The organism is Agrococcus sp. HG114 (assembly GCF_024723325.1).
Taxonomy (GTDB): Bacteria; Actinomycetota; Actinomycetes; order Actinomycetales; family Microbacteriaceae; genus Agrococcus.
The window spans coordinates 1-17124 of the sequence record NZ_JANQCH010000007.1; the positions used below are offsets into that span (position 1 = coordinate 1).

Below are 17124 nucleotides of genomic sequence, written 5' to 3' on the forward strand. Positions count from 1 at the left end.
GCTCGAGGCCGAGCAGCAGCGCCACCTCGAGGTCGCGACGGCGCTCGCCGACCGGCTGAGCGAGCTGCGGCGCGAGGCGGCCCGGCAGCTCGAGGCGGCTGTCGGCGACGAGCTGCGCGCGCTCGCGATGCCGAACGCCCGCCTCGTCGTCGAGGTCGCGCAGGCGGAGGCGCTCGGCGCGACCGGGCGCGACCGGGTGACGATGCTGCTCGCGCCCCATCCGGGCGCGGAGCCACGGCCGGTGCAGAAGGGCGCCTCTGGCGGCGAGCTCAGCCGCATCATGCTCGCGCTCGAGGTCGCGCTCGCCGACGAGAGCGTGCCCACGATGGTCTTCGACGAGGTCGACGCGGGCGTCGGCGGCGCGGCCGCGACCGAGATCGGGCGCCGGCTCGCGCGGCTCGCGGAGCACTGCCAGGTGATCGTCGTCACGCACCTCGCGCAGGTCGCCGCCTTCGCCGAGCACCACGTGCGCGTCGAGAAGGGCACCGACGGGCGCATCACCGCGTCGCAGGTGCGGCTCGTGGAGGGCGACGAGCGCCTGGCCGAGCTCGCCCGCATGCTCTCGGGCAGCGCATCCGACACCGCGCTCGCGCACGCCCGCGAGTTGCTGGATGAGTCGCGGGTCGTGGGATAGGCTCGAAGCCCGTGAACCTCGATGCGCGCGGGACCGACACGTCGGCCAAGGTGACCAAGCAGATCTTCGTCACGGGCGGTGTCGTCTCGTCGCTCGGCAAGGGGCTCACCGCGGCGTCGCTGGGCAACCTGCTCACCGCTCGCGGCCTGCACGTCGTGATGCAGAAGCTCGACCCCTACCTCAACGTCGACCCGGGGACCATGAACCCGTTCCAGCACGGCGAGGTGTTCGTCACCGACGACGGCGCCGAGACCGATCTCGACATCGGCCACTACGAGCGCTTCCTCGACGTCGACCTCTCGCAGGCGGCGAACGTGACGACCGGGCAGATCTACTCGCGCGTCATCGAGCGCGAGCGGCGCGGCGAGTACCTCGGCGACACCGTGCAGGTCATCCCGCACATCTCCGACGAGATCAAGCGGCGCATGCGGCTGCAGTCCGAGCAGAGCCCGCAGCCCGACGTCATCATCACCGAGATCGGCGGCACGGTCGGCGACATCGAGTCGCAGCCGTTCATCGAGTCGGCGCGCCAGATCCGGCACGAGCTCGGCCGGCAGAACGTGTTCTTCGTGCACGTCTCGCTCGTGCCGTTCCTCGGCGCCTCCGGCGAGCAGAAGACGAAGCCCACCCAGCACTCGGTCGCGACGCTCCGCTCGATCGGCATCCAGCCCGACGCGCTCGTGCTGCGCAGCGACCGCCCGGTGAGCGAGTCGAACCGCAAGAAGATCGCGCTCATGTGCGACGTCGAGGAGCGCGCGGTCGTGAACGCGATCGACAAGCCCTCGATCTACGACATCCCGAGCATGCTCACGGAGCAGGGCCTCGACGCGTACATCATCGAGCAGCTCGGCCTCACCGCCGGCGACGTCGACTGGTCGCGCTGGCAGCCGGTGCTCGACAGCGTGCACGACCCGAAGCACGAGGTGACGATCGGGCTCGTCGGCAAGTACATCGACCTGCCGGATGCGTACCTGTCGGTGACCGAGGCGGTCAAGGCCGGCGGCTTCGCCAACCAGACGAAGGTCAACGTGCGCTGGATCCGCTCCGACGACTGCGAGACGCCCGAGGGCGCCGCGGCGCACCTGGGCGACCTCGACGGCATCGTCGTGCCCGGCGGCTTCGGCATCCGCGGCATCGAGGGCAAGCTCGGCGCGCTCAAGTTCACGCGCGAGAACGAGATCCCGACCCTCGGCATCTGCCTAGGCCTCCAGTGCATGGTGATCGAGGCGGCCCGCAACCTGGCCGGCATCGACGGCGCCTCGTCGACCGAGTTCGACGTCGACAGCCCCGCCCCGGTCATCGCGACGATGGCCGAGCAGGAGCAGCACATCCACGGCGGCGACCTCGGCGGGACCATGCGCCTCGGCCTCTACGAGGCGCGGCTCTCGGAGGGCTCGCTCGCCGCCCGCCTCTACGGCGACACCGTCTCGCACGAGCGCCACCGCCACCGCTACGAGGTCAACAACGCCTACCGCGAGCAGATCGCCGCGGCCGGGCTCGCCTTCAGCGGCACCTCGCCCGACGGCCACCTCGTCGAGTACGTCGAGCTGCCGGGCCACCCGTTCTACATCGCCACCCAGGCGCACCCGGAGCTGCGCAGCCGGCCGAACCGCGCGCATCCGCTCTTCCGGGGCCTCGTCGCGGCTGCCCTCGACCGGCAGCGCGCCTCGAAGCTGTTCGACGAGACGGACGAGACCGCCTGATGCTCGCCGACGCGCTCGGACGTCGGCCGGTGCTCGCGCGCGAGCGCCTCTTCACCGGGCGCATCTGGGACGTCGAGGCGCAGGAGTTCGAGCTCGACGGGCAGCGCATCCGGCGCGAGGTGCTCGTGCACCCCGGCGCGGTCGCGGTCGTCGCGATGAACGAGCAGGGCGAGGTCATGCTCGTGCACCAATACCGGCACCCCGCGGGCGGCACGATGTGGGAGCTGCCGGCGGGCCTGCTCGACCTCGAGGGGGAGGACCCGCTCACCGCGGCGCAGCGCGAGCTCGCGGAGGAGGCCGACCTCGAGGCCGACGAGTGGCGCACGCTGCTCGACATCTCCACGACCGGCGGCGGCTCGAGCGAGATCATCCGCATCTACCTCGCGACCGGCGTCCGCGAGCTCCCGGATGCGTTCGCGCGCGTCCACGAGGAGGCGGCGATGGAGTGCCGCTGGGTGCCGCTGCCCGAGGTCGTCGAGGCGGCGCTCGCGATGCGGCTGCACAACGCCACGCTGCTCGCGGCCGTGCTCGCGCTGCACGCGATGCGCGAGCGCGGCGCGGAGCCGCACGCCGTCGACGCGCCCTTCGACTGGCACCCCGCCCACCGCCCGTGACGCCCTCGACCGCGGTCGAGCGGCTCCTGCGGCAGCTCGCGATCGAGCGGGGGCTCTCGGCGCACACCGTCGCCGCGTACCGCCGCGACCTCTCGAGCTACCTCGCCGTCCTCAAGGCGCGCGGGGTGACGGATGCGTCGGCGATCGGCCGCGCGGACGTCGCGGCGTTCCGCGGCGCGCTCGCCGACCGCGGACTCGCCGCTTCGTCGGTCGCCCGCCACCTCTCGGCCGTGAAGGCGCTGCACCGGTGGCTCGTCGAGGAGCGCGTCGCCGCGGAGGACGTCACTCGGGACGAGCGGCCCCCCAAGCTGCCGCAGCGGCTCCCGAAGGCGATCTCCGTCTCGCAGATGCAGCGGCTGCTCGAGACGCCGAGCGGTGACGACCCGACGGGCCTGCGCGACCGGGCGCTGCTCGAGCTGCTCTACGCGACCGGCGCGCGCATCTCGGAGGTGCTGGGGCTCGACGTCGACGACCTCGTCGCCGAGCAGGGGCTCGTGCGCGTGACGGGCAAGGGCGCCAAGCAGCGGCTCGTGCCGGTCGGCTCGTACGCGCGCGCGGCCGTCGAGGCGTGGCTCGTGCGCGGGCGCCCCGCGCTCGCGGCGAAGGGCCGCGGCGGCCCCGCGCTGCTCCTGGGCGCGCGCGGCGGCAGGCTCAGCCGGCAGGGGGCGTGGGAGATCATCCAGCGGGTCGCCGACGAGGCCGGCGTCGCGCACGTCTCGCCGCACACGTTCCGCCACTCGTTCGCGACGCACCTGCTCGAGGGCGGCGCCGACGTGCGCGTCGTGCAGGAGCTGCTCGGCCACGCGTCGGTCGCGACGACGCAGATCTACACGCACGTCACGGCCGACGCGCTGCGCGACATGTACACGACCGCGCACCCCCGCGCCCGCTGAGGCCGTCGTCACGGCCCTGTCGGCCGGAGACCCTCGCGGATAGCCTGGGCGCATGCCCTCGATCGACGCCATCGGCATGGTCGCGCGCGACATGCCCGCCTCGCTGGCCTTCTACCGCGCGCTCGGGCTCGACATCCCCGCCTCCGCCGACGGCGAGGCGCACGCGGAGGCCGTGCTGGCCGGCGGGATGCGCCTCATGTGGGACACCGAGGCGATGATCCGCTCGTTCGACCCGGAGTACCGGCGCGAGCCCGGCCAGAGCCACACCCTCGCGGTGCGCTGCGACAGCCCGGCCGAGGTCAACGAGACGGTGGCCCGGCTCGCCGGGCTCGGATACGCGGTCGTGCGCGAGCCGTGGGACGCGCACTGGGGGCAGCGCTACGCGACGGTCGCCGACGCCGACGGCTACGCGGTCGACCTCTACGCCGCGCTCTGAGCGAGGACGGCCGAGCCTCGGCCCGCTCAGCCTCAACCAGAGGTTGAGATACACGCCGTCCCCACCTGCGCGGCGGAGGCGCGCCGGGTTCCTAGACTCGGTGGCGTGAGCACGAGCAACGAGACCCTGACCGGCATGGAGGCACCTGCGCTCGGGCCCACCCGGCGCCCCGCGCGCGACTTCGCCGTCCCGGCGCCGCTGAAGAGCCACGGCCCCGCCCGCATCATCGCGATGTGCAACCAGAAGGGCGGCGTCGGCAAGACGACGACCTCGATCAACCTCGGCGCCGCGCTCGCGGAGTACGGTCGCCGCGTGCTCGCCGTCGACTTCGATCCCCAGGGCGCGCTCTCGGCCGGCCTCGGCGTCGACAACCACGACGCGACGACCATCTACGACCTGCTGCTGAACCCGCGGCTCGATCCGCGCGACGCGATCCAGCGCACGAGCACCCCCGGGCTCGACGTCATCGCAGCGAACATCGACCTCTCGGCCGCCGAGGTGCACCTCGTGAACGAGGTCGCGCGCGAGCAGATCCTCGCGCGCGTGCTCCGCAAGGTCGCCGACGACTACGACCTGATCCTGGTCGACTGCCAGCCGTCGCTCGGCCTCCTCACCGTGAACGCGCTCACGGCCGCGCACGGCGTGCTCATCCCGCTCGAGAGCGAGTTCTTCGCGCTGCGCGGCGTCGCGCTGCTCAAGGAGACGATCGAGAAGGTGCAGGACCGCCTGAACCCCGCGCTGCAGCTCGACGGCATCCTCGTGACGATGTACGACTCGCGCACGCTGCACGCGCGCGAGGTCATGGAGCGCGTCGTCGACGCGTTCGGCGAGACCGTGCTCGAGACCGTCGTGCGCCGCACGGTCAAGTTCCCCGACGCATCCGTCGCCGGTGTGCCGGTGACCCAGTTCGCGCCCGACCACTCCGCCGCGGAGGTCTACCGCCAGCTCGCCCGCGAGCTGATCCACCGTGGCGCCATCGCCTGAGCAGCCGCCGCCCGCAGCCGAGGCCGACGAGCAGGGCGGCTTCCGGCTCGCGCTCGACAACTTCGACGGGCCCTTCGACCTGCTGCTGACCCTCATCGGCAACCGCTCGCTCGACGTCACCGAGATCGCCCTGTCGAGGGTGACGGATGAGTTCATCGCGTACGTGCGGACGCTCGACACCGAGGAGGAGCTCGAGCAGGCGAGCGAGTTCATCGTCGTCGCGGCGACGCTCCTCGATCTCAAGATCGCGTCGCTCCTGCCCGCGGGCGACGTCGTCGACAGCGAGGACGTCGCGCTGCTCGAGGCGCGCGACCTGCTGTTCGCGCGGCTGCTGCAGTACCGCGCGTTCAAGCAGGCCGCCGCGTGGTTCGAGGCCCGCATCGGCGCCGAGTCGCAGCGGCACGCGCGCTCCGTGCGGCTCGAGGACCGCTTCCGGCAACGGGTGCCCGAGCTCAAGTGGACGCTCTCGCCTGACGACTTCGCCGCGCTCGCGCTGCTCGCGCTCACGCCGCGCGAGATCCCGACGGTCGGGCTCGGCCACCTGCACGCGCCGCTCGTGTCGATCCGCGAGCAGGCCGCCCACATCGTCGCGACCCTCCGCTCCGCAGGGACGACGACGTTCCGCGAGCTCATCGCGGGGGAGTCGACCCGCGGCGTCGTCGTCGCCCGGTTCCTCGCCGTGCTCGAGCTCTACCGGCACGCCGCGGTCGCCTTCGAGCAGCTCGAGCCGCTCGGCGAGCTCTCCATCAGCTGGACCGGCCACGACTTCCGCGACGAGGACCTCGTCGCGCTGGGGGCAGACTATGACCATGCATGAGACGCGCGCCGAGTCGACCGACGCGCGCGCCGACGACCGCTCGCACCTCCCGCTCGAGCGGCGCATCGAGGCGATCCTGATGGTCGCCGACGAGCCGCAGGGCGCCGTGCACCTCGCGACCGCGCTGCGGGTGCCCGTCAAGGAGGTCAAAGCGGCGATCGAGGCGCTGCGCGCCGACTACGACGGCCGCCCCGTCGGCGATCGCCCCGCCGGGCCCGAGCGCGGCTTCGAGCTGCGCGAGGTGGGCGGCGGCTGGCGCATCTACGTGCGCGAGGCCTACGACGCCGACGCCGCCGACTTCGTGCTGACCCAGACGCCCTCGAAGCTGTCGCAGGCGGCGCTCGAGACGCTCGCGGTCATCGCGTACAAGCAGCCGATCACGCGCGGCGCGGTCGCGGCGATCCGTGCCGTGAACGTCGACTCCGTCGTGCGCACGCTGCTGGGCAGGGGCCTCATCCGCGAGGCGTTCGCCGACTCCGAGACGGGCGCGATCCACTACGAGACGACCGAGCTGCTGCTGACGCAGCTCGGGCTCAACTCGCTCGACGAGCTGCCGCCGATCAGCCCGCTGCTGCCGGACGGCGAGGAGGACGTGCTCGCATGACCGATCCCTCCGCACAGGGCGAGCGCCTGCAGAAGGTCCTCGCGGCCGCGGGTGTCGCGAGCAGGCGCGTCGTCGAGGACATGATCGTCGCCGGCCGCATCGAGGTCGACGGGAGGGTCGTGACCGAGCTGGGCACGCGCATCCGCCCCGACGCGCGGGTGACGGTCGACGGCACCGCGGTGCAGCTCGACACCACGAAGCGCTACCTCATGCTCAACAAGCCCACCGGCGTCGTCTCGACGATGCGCGACGAGCAGGGCCGGCGCGACCTGCGCGAGTTCACCGACCGCATCGACGAGCGCGTCTACAACGTCGGGCGGCTCGACGCCGACACCTCGGGTCTGCTGCTGCTCACGAACGACGGCGAGCTCGCGCACGTGCTCGCCCACCCGTCGTTCGGGGTCGAGAAGACGTACGTCGCGAAGGTGCGCGGCGCCGTCGACCAGCGCGTCATCCGCCGCCTGCTCGACGGCTTCGAGCTCGATGACGGCGAGATCCACGCCGACGCCGCGAGGGTCGTCGGCCGCCCCTCGCAGGGCCACTCGATGGTCGAGCTCACGCTCCACTCCGGGCGCAACCGCATCGTGCGCCGCATGCTCGACCACGTCGGGCACCCCGTCGTCGAGCTCGTGCGCCGCTCCTTCGGGCCGCTGCACCTCGGCACCCTCCGGTCGGGCCATGTGCGGGAACTCACTAGCATGGAGCGCGGCGCGATCCTCACCCTGTCGAGGTCGCAGCCCTGATCCCGCCCGCCCCGCGGGCCCCGATCCCACCACCCGAGGAGCGTCCGTGACCCACCGACTGCGCGGACCCGTGCGCATCGTCGGCACGGGCCTGCTCGGCACGTCGATCGGCCTCGGCCTCACCGCGCGCGGGGTCGAGGTGCAGCTCGTCGACGCGAGCCCGACCGCCGAGCGGCTCGCCGCCGACTACGGCGCGGGCCGGCTCGCGCAGCCCGGCGACCGCCCCGAGCTCATCGTCGTCGCGGTGCCGCCCGACGTCACCGCGCGCGTCGTCGCGGCCGAGCTCGAGGCGTTCCCGGATGCGGTGGTCACCGACGTCGCGTCGGTCAAGGCGGTGCCGCTCGAGGAGCTCCGCGCGCTCGGCGCCGACATCAGCCGCTACCTCGGCTCGCACCCGATGGCGGGCCGCGAGCGGTCGGGCGCGCTCGCCGGCTCGGGCGACCTGTTCGTCGGCCGGCCGTGGGTCATCGCCGGGCACGATGCGATCTCGTACGAGCGCGGCAGCCTCGTCGACGACCTGATCCTGGACCTCGGCGCGGTGCCGATCGAGTCGACGCCCGAGGAGCACGACCGGGCCGTCGCGATCGTGAGCCACCTGCCGCAGCTCGTCTCGTCGCTCATGGCGGCGCGCCTCGTCGACGCGCCCGACGAGGCGCTGCGCCTCGCGGGCGGCGGGGTGCGCGACGTCACGCGGGTGGCGGCCTCCGATCCGGCGCTGTGGATCCAGATCCTCGGCGCGAACGCGCCGGCCGTCGCCGAGCAGCTGCGCGCCCTCCAGGACGACCTCGCGACGCTCGTCGATGCGCTCGAGCGCATCGACGCATCCGGGAGCCGACGGGCGGTGGCGGATGCGCTGCGCGCGGGCAACGAGGGCGTCTCGCGCCTGCCGGGCAAGCACGGCACGCACGCGCGGTTCACGCGCGTGCAGGTGCGCGTCGACGACCGGCCCGGGCAGCTCGCGCGGCTGCTCGCCGACATCGGCGACGCGGGCGTCAACCTCGAGGACGTGCGCATCGACCACGCCGAGGGCGCGCAGTTCGGCGTCGCCGAGATCACGGTGCTCCCCGAGGCGGTGCAGCACCTGCACGAGGCGCTCGAGCAGCTCGGCTGGCAGGTAATCGCATGAGCGCCGCGACCGTCGTCGCGATCGACGGGCCCGCGGGCAGCGGCAAGTCGTCGGTCGCGCGCGCCGTCGCCCGGGCGCTCGGCTTCCAGTTCCTCGACACGGGCGCCGCGTACCGCGCGCTCGCGTGGCTCGTGCTCGAGCAGGGCGGCGACACCGGCCACGAGCCCACCGTGATCGCGGCGCTCGACGCGCTCGGCACGCTCGAGCTCACGATCGACCCCACCGGCCAGCGCGTCTCGATCGCCGGGCACGACGTGACCGAGGCGATCCGCAGCGAGCGCATCTCCGCGGCCGTCTCGGGCGTCGCGCGCACCCTGCCGGCGCGCGAGGCCGTCAACGTGCGCTTCCGCGAGATCATCGCGGCCGCCGATCCCGGCATCGTCGCCGAGGGGCGCGACATCACGACCGTCGTCGCTCCTGACGCCGACGTGCGCGTGCTGCTGACCGCCGACGAGGCCGTGCGCATCCGCCGCCGCTTCGGCGACGTCGGCGGCGACGAGCACCAGGTGGGCGCGCGGCTCGCGGCCCGCGACGCCTCCGACGCGAAGGTCGTCGACTTCCTGACCGCCGCCGACGGCGTGACCGTGGTCGACTCCACCGACCTGACGTTCGACGAGACTGTCGAGGCGATCGTCCGCCTCGTGAGCGAGGAGACCCATGACTGACGAGCTGCATGAGCGCGAGGAGCTCGGCACCGATCTCGACGGCACCGCCGGCGCGGAGGCGTTCGAGACCGACGAGGCGCGCGTCTCCGCGCTGCGCGCCGGCTTGGCGGACTACGAGCTCGACGACGAGGACGCGGCGCTGCTCGACCTCGACATCGAGGACCCGGATGCGCTGCAGATCCTGCCCGCGCTGCCGGTGCTCGCGATCGTCGGGCGCCCGAACGTCGGCAAGTCGGCGCTCGTGAACCGCATCCTGGGCCGCCGCGAGGCGGTCGTCGAGGACACGCCGGGCGTCACCCGCGACCGCGTCTCCTACAAGGCCGAGTGGAACGGGCGCCGCTTCACGCTCGTCGACACGGGCGGCTGGGAGCCCGACGCGCGCGGCATCGACCGCTCGGTCGCCCAGCAGGCGGAGATCGCGGTCGAGCTCGCCGACGCGGTGCTCTTCGTCGTCGACGTGAACGTCGGCCCGACCTCGACCGATGAGCACGTCGTGCGCATGCTGCGCCAGTCGAAGCGGCCGGTGCTGCTCGTCGCCAACAAGTCCGACGACTCGCGCCGCGACCTCGAGGCCGCGTCGCTCTGGAGCCTCGGCCTCGGCGAGCCCCACCCCGTGTCGGCGCTCCACGGCCGCGGCGTGGCCGACCTGCTCGACCTCGCGATGGATGCGCTGCCCGAGATCTCGGCGGTCGCGAAGGAGGAGCTCGGCGGCCCGCGTCGGGTCGCGCTGCTCGGCCGCCCGAACGTCGGCAAGTCGAGCCTGCTCAACAAGGCGGCGGGGGAGGAGCGCGTCGTCGTCAACGAGATCGCCGGCACGACGCGCGACCCGGTCGACGAGCAGATCGAGCTCGGCGGCCGCGTGTGGCGCTTCGTCGACACCGCCGGCATCCGCCGCCGGGTGCACCTGCAGCAGGGCGCCGACTTCTACGCGACGCTCCGCACGCAGGCCGCGCTCGAGAAGGCGGAGGTCGCGGTCGTGCTGCTCGACGTCACCGAACCCCTGTCGGAGCAGGACGTGCGCATCATCGACCTCGTGCTCGAGTCGGGCCGCGCGCTGGTGCTCGCGTTCAACAAGTGGGACCAGCTCGACGACGAGCGGCGCCGCTACCTCGAGCGCGAGATCGAGCAGGACCTCGCGCACGTCGCGTGGGCCCCGCGCGTGAACATCTCCGCGCGCACGGGGCGGCACCTCGAGAAGCTCGTGCCGGCGCTCGAGACGGCGCTCGAGTCGTGGGACAAGCGCATCCCCACCGGCAAGCTCAACGCGTTCATCGCCGACCTCGTGGCGGCGCATCCGCACCCCCTGCGCGGCGGCAAGCAGCCGCGCATCCTGTTCGCGACCCAGGCAGGCACGCGGCCGCCGACCTTCGTGCTCTTCACGACCGGCTTCCTCGACCCGCAGTACCGGCGCTTCATCGAGCGCCGCCTGCGCGAGGACTACGGCTTCGAGGGCAGTCCGATCCAGGTCAACATGCGTGTCCGGGAGAAGAGGCAGCGCCGCTAGGCGCGACTCAGCGCACCTGGCGGGCGGCGAACTGCATGCGCGGGTGCGCGAACGCGTCCTGCGCCTGCACGAGCCGCAGCTCGCGCTCGCCCGACTCGAGGGTCGCCTGCAGCAGGTCGAACACGCTCGACGCCGTGCGCTCGAGCGCCGTCGAGGCCGAGCCCGTCTCGCGGTAGTGCGCGGTGAACAGCGCGCTCGTCACGTCGCCCGAGCCGTTCGCCTTGAACGGCAGGTGCGGCGTCTGCACGATCCAGGCGCCCTCGTCGTCGACGGCGAGCATCTCGATCGTGTCGGCCTCGCGGTCGGGTCGCAGCACGCTCGTGACGAGCACCGTGCCCGGGCCGAGGTCGCGCGCGCGGTCGACCGACTCGAGCGTCGAGTCGATCGTGTCGGGGTCGGTGCCGGTCATGAAGCCGAGCTCGAACTGGTTGGGCGTGATGATGTCGGCGACCGGGAGCGCGCGCTCGCGGATGAGGGGCGGGATCGCCGGGGCGACGAAGCAGCCCGACTTCGCGTTGCCCATCACCGGGTCGCACGTGTACGTCGCCTGCGGGTTCGCCGCCTTCACGCGCGCGACCGCGTCGAGCACGACCTCGACGATCGCCTCGCCCCCGAGGTATCCGGAGAGCACGCCGTCGGCCGTGCCGAGCACGCCCCGGTCCTCGATGCCGGCGACCACCGCGCGCACGTCGTCGGCGGAGATGAGCGGTCCGCCCCACGCGCCGTAGCCCGTGTGGTTCGAGAAGTTGACCGTGAGCACGGGCCACACCTCGTGGCCGATGCGCTGCAGCGGGAAGACGGCGGCGGAGTTGCCGACGTGCCCGTAGGCGACGTGCGACTGGATCGACAGGAACCTCATCCGTCGATTCTCGCATCGCGCGCGGGCGGACCCGCGCCTCAGCGGTCGACGACCTCGATGCCGGCGGTCGTCGGGCCGAGCACCGTCGCGACCACGTGGTGCGTCGCCGTGTCGGGCCCGCGCTCGACCGCGAGGCTCCACAGCGCGAGCCCGAAGCCGGTCGAGGCGAGGGCGACGCCGATCCATGCGGGGGCGAGGTAGCCGAGCCCGGCCGCGATGACCGCGCCGCCGAGCGCCGCGCCGAGCGCGTTGCCGACGTTGAACGCCGCGTGGTTCGCCGCCGCGCCCAGCAGCTCGGCGTCGCCGGCGATGCCCATGATGCGCGCCTGGATCGCCGGCGTGAGCACCGAGCCGGCGCCGCCGATGAGGAACGCGAGGGCGAACATCGCGACCGGGTGCCAGCCGAGCAGCCCGAAGAGCGCGAGCGAGCCGATGAGCACCGGGAACGCGACGAGGATCGTGCGGCGGATGCTGCGGTCGCTCGACCAGCCGCCGATCGCGTTGCCGATCGTCATGCCGATGCCGACGGTCGCGAGCAGCCACGCGATCGCGGCCTCGGGCAGCCCCGCGACGCGCGTGACGGTCTCGGCCGCATAGGAGTAGACCGCGAAGAACCCGCCGAAGCCGATGCAGCCGACGGCGATCATGAGCCAGAGCCGCGGGCTGCGGAACGCGGCGAGCTCGCGCCGCGCGCTGCGGCTCGGGTCCCCGGGCTGGGAGGGCAGGAAGAGCCACGCGAGCACGAGCGTCGCGAGGAAGATCGCGGCGACGGCCGCATACGTCCACCGCCAGCCCGCCGTCTGGCCGAGCCAGGTGCCGAGCGGCACGCCGATGACGTTCGCGATCGTGAGGCCCGAGAGCGCGAGCGCGACGCCGGCGCCCTGGCGGCCGGGGCCCATGATCCTCGCCGCGAGGAGCGAGGCGACGCCGAAGTACGCGCCGTGGGGGAGGGCCGCGACGAAGCGCGCGGCGATCGTGAGCTCGAACGTCGGCATGAGGCCGCTCGCGAGGTTCGCGACCGCGAACGCAGCGACGAGCAGCAGCACGAGCGTGCGCTGCGACATCCGCGCGGCCCACACCGACACGAGCGGCGCACCGACGACGACCCCGAGCGCGTACGCGGTGATGAGCCAGCCCGCGCGCGCGATGCCGGCCGCCGGGTCGGCGTCGAAGCCGGGCACGAGCTCGGTCGCGGCGAGCGGCAGGATGCCCATGGTCGCGAACTCGGTCGTGCCGATGCCGAACCCGCCGAGCGCGAGGGTGCACAGGGCGATGAGGCGTCGCGCGGGGGTGAGCTGCATGCTGCCGACGATGCTACGCGCGTGCGCGGTGCTCGCGCTCCTTGCTACATTGGGAGGTAAGGCTTACCTCAGTCCTCTGAGCGCGGCATGACGGATGCGTTGGGAGCAGCGATGGCAGGACCGGAGCGCGTGGCCGCGGTCGCCCCGCGGTTCATCGAGCTCGAGGTGCTCGAGAGCCAGCAGCTGTCGCCGCACGTCCGGCGGGTCACGCTCGGCGGCGACGAGGTCTCGGCGATGACGCCGCAGGGCTACGACCAGTGGTTCCGGTTCTTCATGCGGCGCGACGGGCAGGACGAGCTGCGCGTCCCGACGAGCCCGGCGACCTGGTTCCCGCAGTACCTGGCGATGCGCGAGCAGCAGCGGCCCTGGGTGCGCAACTACACCGTGCGCGACTTCCGGCTCGAGGCGGGCGAGCTCGACATCGACTTCGTGTGCCACGAGGATCCCGGCCCGGGCGCCGCCTGGGCGATGGCGGCCCAGCGGGGCGAGCGCGCCGTGCTCCTCGACGAGGGGCTGCTCTACAACGACGACGGCCTCGAGGGCGCCGTGCTCGTCGTCGGCGACGAGTCAGCGCTGCCGGCGATCGCCGGGATCTGCGGCTCGCTCGACGAGGGCAGCCGGGGCGTCGCGGTGATCGAGGTCGGCCACCGCGACGACATCCAGCGCTTCGACCGCCCCGCGGGCGTCGACGTGCGCTGGGTCGAGCGCGGCGCCGCTCGCGCGGGCGACTCGGCGCTCGAGGAGCTCCGCGGGCTCTCGATCGACGCCGGGCTCGGGTACGCCTACTCCGCAGGGGAGCAGCGGCTCGCGACCGGCACCCGGCGGCACCTGGTGCGCGAGCGCGCGGTCGACAAGAGCCGCATCACCTTCACCGGCTACTGGAAGCTCGGCGCCTCGTACGTGTCCTGACGCGCGGGAGTGAAAGATGCGGCGATCTTTCACCGACGTGAGGTCGACGCCATCCTGAACCGCTGCGCGGAGCCCGGTGGCCCATCCGCTTGCCTATCGTGTAATTCGTGGCATCCGCAATCGTTCCCGCCGTCGACTCCGCCCACCAGGCCTGGCTCGACCGCGTCGCCCTCGCCGAGTCCGCCGTGCCGATCATCGGGCGCCTCTACCGGGAGCGCGATGTCATCACGCACGTGCACGGGAAGCAGCTCGTCAACCAGTCGCCGATCGAGATCCTCAAGGCGCACAAGTGGGCTCGCCGGGTCGGCGAGCGCGTGCTGCGCATCGAGGACTCGATCGCCGTGCTGCGGCTCGTCGACGAGCTGGGCCTCCGCGGGATCTCGCTCGACCTGGGCCTCATCCTCGGCGAGGCGCCCGAGAGCGGCGTCGCCGAGTGGGCGCGCGAGCGCGTCGCGGCGCTGCCGTCGTGGGAGCAGGACCACCCCACCGACGTCGTGCTCTACGGGTTCGGCCGCATCGGCCGCCTGCTCGCCCGCATCCTCATCGGCCACGCGGGCCGCGGCCTGGGCCTGCGCCTCCGCGCGATCGTCGTGCGCCGCGGCGGCGACAACGACCTCGAGAAGCGCGCGAGCCTCCTGCGTCGCGACTCGGTGCACGGCGCGTTCGAGGGCACGATCGAGATCGACCACGAGGCGAGCACGATCCTCGCCAACGGCACGCTCATCCAGGTCATCTACTCCGACGACCCGAGCGCGGTCGACTACACCGAGTACGGCATCGAGCGGGCGATCGTGGTCGACAACACCGGCCGCTGGCGCGACGAGGCGGGCCTCGCGCAGCACCTCGAGTGCCCGGGCGTCGACCGCGTCGTGCTCACCGCGCCCGGCAAGAGCCCGCTCAAGAACGTCGTGTTCGGCGTCAACCACGAGACCATCGCGGCCGACGACCGCATCGTCACCGCCGCATCCTGCACCACGAACGCCATCACGCCGGTGCTCAAGGTCGTCAACGACGCGTACGGCATCGAGCACGGCCACGTCGAGACGGTGCACTCGTACACGAACGACCAGAACCTCATCGACAACTTCCACAAGGGCGCGCGCCGCGGCCGCGCCGCCGCGCTCAACATGGTGCTCACCGAGACGGGCGCCGCGAAGGCCGTCTCGAAAGCGCTGCCCGAGCTCGAGGGCAAGCTCACCGGCAACGCGATCCGCGTGCCGACGCCGAACGTGTCGATGGCGATCCTCAACCTCACGCTCGAGCAGGCCGTCGAGCGCGACGCGGTCAACGACCTGCTGCGCCGCACCTCCCTCACGGGAGCGCTGCGCGCGCAGATCGACTTCACCGACTCGGCCGAGGTGGTCTCCTCCGACTTCGTCGGCAACAACCGGGCCGGCATCGTCGACGGGCTCGCGACCATCGCGAGCGGCCGCCACCTCGTGCTCTACGTCTGGTACGACAACGAGTTCGGCTACTCGTCGCAGGTGATCCGCGTCATCGAGCACATGGCCGACCAGAAGGCCAAGGCGCGCCAGCTCGAGCCCGCCTGACACAGACTTGCCGCCGTCGGGACTCTCCTGGGTGGAGGCCCGACGGCGGCAAACCCCTCCTGACGCCCTGGGCGCATCCGCTACCGTAGGTCGGCATGCGCGAGGTGACCGAGGAGCAGCTCCGAGCGAGCTTCGTGAACGCCACCCGGCGCGAGCTCGAGCAGCTGCCCATGCCCGGCCTGCACGAGACGATCTGGGCTGAGCGCGAGTACCTCGGCTGGCGCGACCAGCGCTCGAGCCGGCTCGGCTACATCGTGCACTGGCGGGGCGACGAGCTCATCGGCGTCGTCGTGCGGGCCGCCCCCGGGGCGCTGCGGCCCGGCATCGCCGCCATGTGCTCGATGTGCCACTCGACGCAGCCGGCGACGCAGGTGCGCATGTTCAGCGCCCGGCTCGCGAGCCTCGACGCCGACAGCGGCAGCTCGATCGGCACCTACCTCTGCGATGACCTCGCGTGCTCGCACATCATCCGCTCCGGCCCCGCGCACCTCACGAGCCCCGAGCGCGTCGCCGCGCGCGGCGCGGCGCTGCTCGAGCGGCTCGCGCGGTTCACGGCGCGGGTCGAGCGAGCCGTGCGCGATGCCTGAGCTGCGGCGGGTCAGCGGCGTCCGCGACGTGCGCCCGTGGGGCGGCGCGCGGTCCGACATCCACTTCGACGGCGATCGCATCGCCGCGGTCGAGCCGCACGATCCAGGGCGGATGCGCGAGGGCATGCTCGAGGGGCGCGGCCTGCTCGCGCTCCCCACGGTGGTCAACGCGCACGCGCACGTCGACAAGTCGTGGCTCGGGCTGCCGTGGCAGAGCTACGGCGGCGAGCCCGGCGTCGACGGGCGGATCCGCCACGAGCGAGCGCGCCGCGGCGAGCTCGGCATCCCGAGCGTCGAGCGCAGCGCCGCGGTGCTCGCGGCGCACGTGCGGCACGGCACGACGGCGCTGCGCACCCACGTCGACGTCGACCTCGGCGTCGGGCTGCGCGGCATCGAGGCGGTGCGCGAGGCGGTCGCCGCGTACGACGGCGCGATCGAGGCGACGATCGTCGCCTTCCCGCAGGACGGCGTGCTCCGCCGCCCGGGGGTGCTCGAGCTGCTCGAGGAGGCCGCGCGAGCGGGCGTCGACCACAGCGGCGGGCTCGACCCCGCCTCGATCGACCGCGACCCGGTCGGCCAGCTCGACGGCATCTTCGGCATCGCCGAGCGGCACGGCGCCGGCATCGACATCCACCTCCACGACGCCGCCGAGCTCGGCGCCTTCGAGCTCGAGCTCATCGTGGAGCGCGTCGACCGGCTCGGCCTCGCCGGGCGGGTGACGATCGCCCACGGCTTCGCCCTCGCCCAGCTGCCCGAGGCCCGCCGCCGCGACCTGCTCCAGGCGATGGGCGAGCTCGGCATGTCGTGCACGACCGTGGCCCCGCTGCGCCTCCCGCAGCTGCCGCTCGCAGAGCTCGACGCGGCCGGGGTGCGGCTCGCGTTCGGCACCGACGGCATCCGCGACCTCTGGAGCCCCTACGGCGACGGCGACACCCTCGCGATCGCCCGCCAGTTCGCGCGCGCGTCGTCGCTCGTGCGCGACGAGGAGCTGCGCCGCGTCGTCGAGGTCGCCACGAGCGGCGCCGCCGCCTTCGTCGGTCGCGAGACCCACGACCTCGTGCCCGGCGCTCGCGCCGACGTCGTGCTGCTCGACGCCGAGCACGCGATGGACGCCCTCGTGACCGCGCCCCCGCGCCGCGCGGTCGTCGGCGGCGGCCGGCTGCTGCACGAGGTGCCGACCGGGGCGTGAGCGCGG

Annotated in this window: 17 protein-coding genes and 1 pseudogene; 16 read left to right on the forward strand and 2 right to left on the reverse strand. The window is 73.2% G+C overall.

Translation table 11 applies throughout. From position 1 onward, the window contains the following. From NWP09_RS01715 to der, 12 genes and pseudogenes are all read left to right on the forward strand, one after another. Positions 1–634 (forward strand): annotated as a pseudogene (locus NWP09_RS01715) (DNA repair protein RecN); the annotation flags it as partial. Positions 635–645: 11 nt separating this feature from the next. Next, positions 646–2337 carry a CTP synthase gene (locus NWP09_RS01720; protein ID WP_309137089.1) on the forward strand — a complete coding sequence of 564 codons (1692 nt, stop codon included), beginning with the start codon at positions 646–648 and terminating at the stop codon, positions 2335–2337. Continuing rightward, a complete protein-coding gene (locus NWP09_RS01725) occupies positions 2337–2951 on the forward strand; it encodes an NUDIX domain-containing protein (RefSeq protein WP_258273818.1) in 615 nt (204 codons plus the stop codon). Before NWP09_RS01720 ends, NWP09_RS01725 begins: the two co-directional genes overlap by 1 nt. After that, positions 2948–3844, forward strand: coding sequence for a site-specific tyrosine recombinase XerD (gene xerD / locus NWP09_RS01730; RefSeq protein ID WP_258273819.1), 897 nt, complete (start codon positions 2948–2950; stop codon positions 3842–3844). The genes NWP09_RS01725 and xerD overlap by 4 nt, the downstream gene beginning before the upstream one ends. Before the next feature lie 52 nt (positions 3845–3896). Next, complete coding sequence (locus tag NWP09_RS01735) at positions 3897–4280, forward strand: VOC family protein (protein ID WP_258273820.1); 384 nt, start codon at positions 3897–3899, stop codon at positions 4278–4280. Positions 4281–4415: 135 nt separating this feature from the next. Next, entirely contained in the window at positions 4416–5264 is an 849-nt protein-coding gene (locus NWP09_RS01740; protein ID WP_258273846.1) for a ParA family protein, read from the forward strand. Further along, positions 5248–6081 (forward strand): ScpA family protein, encoded by an 834-nt coding sequence (locus NWP09_RS01745; RefSeq protein ID WP_258273821.1) that lies wholly within the window; start codon positions 5248–5250, stop codon positions 6079–6081. Before NWP09_RS01740 ends, NWP09_RS01745 begins: the two co-directional genes overlap by 17 nt. Further along, positions 6074–6685, forward strand: coding sequence for an SMC-Scp complex subunit ScpB (gene scpB / locus NWP09_RS01750; RefSeq protein ID WP_258273822.1), 612 nt, complete (start codon positions 6074–6076; stop codon positions 6683–6685). The genes NWP09_RS01745 and scpB overlap by 8 nt, the downstream gene beginning before the upstream one ends. Continuing rightward, positions 6682–7428, forward strand: coding sequence for a pseudouridine synthase (locus NWP09_RS01755; protein WP_258273823.1), 747 nt, complete (start codon positions 6682–6684; stop codon positions 7426–7428). Before scpB ends, NWP09_RS01755 begins: the two co-directional genes overlap by 4 nt. Positions 7429–7474: 46 nt before the next feature. Beyond that, positions 7475–8554: a prephenate dehydrogenase gene (locus tag NWP09_RS01760; RefSeq protein WP_258273824.1), complete on the forward strand. Its 1080-nt coding sequence runs from the start codon at positions 7475–7477 to the stop codon at positions 8552–8554. Continuing rightward, positions 8551–9219 carry a (d)CMP kinase gene (gene cmk, locus NWP09_RS01765; protein ID WP_258273825.1) on the forward strand — a complete coding sequence of 223 codons (669 nt, stop codon included), beginning with the start codon at positions 8551–8553 and terminating at the stop codon, positions 9217–9219. The genes NWP09_RS01760 and cmk overlap by 4 nt, the downstream gene beginning before the upstream one ends. After that, on the forward strand, positions 9212–10723 hold the full coding sequence (gene der, locus NWP09_RS01770) for a ribosome biogenesis GTPase Der (RefSeq protein WP_258273826.1): 1512 nt from the start codon (positions 9212–9214) through the stop codon (positions 10721–10723). Before cmk ends, der begins: the two co-directional genes overlap by 8 nt. 7 nt (positions 10724–10730) lie before the next feature. On the opposite strand, the gene pdxY is transcribed toward der, so the two are convergent. Continuing rightward, the gene (gene pdxY, locus NWP09_RS01775; protein WP_258273827.1) at positions 10731–11582 is read right to left on the reverse strand and encodes a pyridoxal kinase PdxY; all 852 of its coding nucleotides are present in this window, start codon (positions 11580–11582) and stop codon (positions 10731–10733) included. A 38-nt stretch (positions 11583–11620) separates the two neighbouring features. After that, on the reverse strand, positions 11621–12883 hold the full coding sequence (locus NWP09_RS01780) for an MFS transporter (protein ID WP_258273828.1): 1263 nt from the start codon (positions 12881–12883) through the stop codon (positions 11621–11623). A gap of 111 nt (positions 12884–12994) precedes the next feature. On the opposite strand from NWP09_RS01780, the gene NWP09_RS01785 reads away from it, so the two are divergent. From NWP09_RS01785 to NWP09_RS01800, 4 genes are all read left to right on the forward strand, one after another. Beyond that, positions 12995–13792 carry a siderophore-interacting protein gene (locus NWP09_RS01785; protein ID WP_258273829.1) on the forward strand — a complete coding sequence of 266 codons (798 nt, stop codon included), beginning with the start codon at positions 12995–12997 and terminating at the stop codon, positions 13790–13792. Between the two features lie 107 nt (positions 13793–13899). Next, positions 13900–15342, forward strand: a complete 1443-nt coding sequence (locus NWP09_RS01790; protein WP_258273830.1) for a glyceraldehyde-3-phosphate dehydrogenase — start codon at positions 13900–13902, stop codon at positions 15340–15342. Between the two features lie 95 nt (positions 15343–15437). Then, positions 15438–15929, forward strand: a complete 492-nt coding sequence (locus NWP09_RS01795) for an FBP domain-containing protein (protein WP_258273831.1) — start codon at positions 15438–15440, stop codon at positions 15927–15929. Further along, positions 15922–17118, forward strand: coding sequence for an amidohydrolase family protein (locus tag NWP09_RS01800; protein ID WP_258273832.1), 1197 nt, complete (start codon positions 15922–15924; stop codon positions 17116–17118). The genes NWP09_RS01795 and NWP09_RS01800 overlap by 8 nt, the downstream gene beginning before the upstream one ends. Positions 17119–17124: the final 6 nt, after the last annotated feature.

Excerpts from the sequence above, each read along its gene's own strand:
- pdxY (WP_258273827.1), bottom strand. The coding sequence starts at position 11,582 with ATGAGGTTCCTGTCGATCCAGTCGCACGTCGCCTACGGGCACGTCGGC.
- scpB (WP_258273822.1), top strand. The coding sequence starts at position 6,074 with ATGCATGAGACGCGCGCCGAGTCGACCGACGCGCGCGCCGACGACCGC.
- der (WP_258273826.1), top strand. The coding sequence starts at position 9,212 with ATGACTGACGAGCTGCATGAGCGCGAGGAGCTCGGCACCGATCTCGAC.
- cmk (WP_258273825.1), top strand. The coding sequence starts at position 8,551 with ATGAGCGCCGCGACCGTCGTCGCGATCGACGGGCCCGCGGGCAGCGGC.
- NWP09_RS01735 (WP_258273820.1), top strand. The coding sequence starts at position 3,897 with ATGCCCTCGATCGACGCCATCGGCATGGTCGCGCGCGACATGCCCGCC.
- NWP09_RS01800 (WP_258273832.1), top strand. The coding sequence starts at position 15,922 with ATGCCTGAGCTGCGGCGGGTCAGCGGCGTCCGCGACGTGCGCCCGTGG.
- NWP09_RS01795 (WP_258273831.1), top strand. The coding sequence starts at position 15,438 with ATGCGCGAGGTGACCGAGGAGCAGCTCCGAGCGAGCTTCGTGAACGCC.
- NWP09_RS01740 (WP_258273846.1), top strand. The coding sequence starts at position 4,416 with ATGGAGGCACCTGCGCTCGGGCCCACCCGGCGCCCCGCGCGCGACTTC.
- NWP09_RS01785 (WP_258273829.1), top strand. The coding sequence starts at position 12,995 with ATGGCAGGACCGGAGCGCGTGGCCGCGGTCGCCCCGCGGTTCATCGAG.
- NWP09_RS01755 (WP_258273823.1), top strand. The coding sequence starts at position 6,682 with ATGACCGATCCCTCCGCACAGGGCGAGCGCCTGCAGAAGGTCCTCGCG.
- NWP09_RS01725 (WP_258273818.1), top strand. The coding sequence starts at position 2,337 with ATGCTCGCCGACGCGCTCGGACGTCGGCCGGTGCTCGCGCGCGAGCGC.
- NWP09_RS01780 (WP_258273828.1), bottom strand. The coding sequence starts at position 12,883 with ATGCAGCTCACCCCCGCGCGACGCCTCATCGCCCTGTGCACCCTCGCG.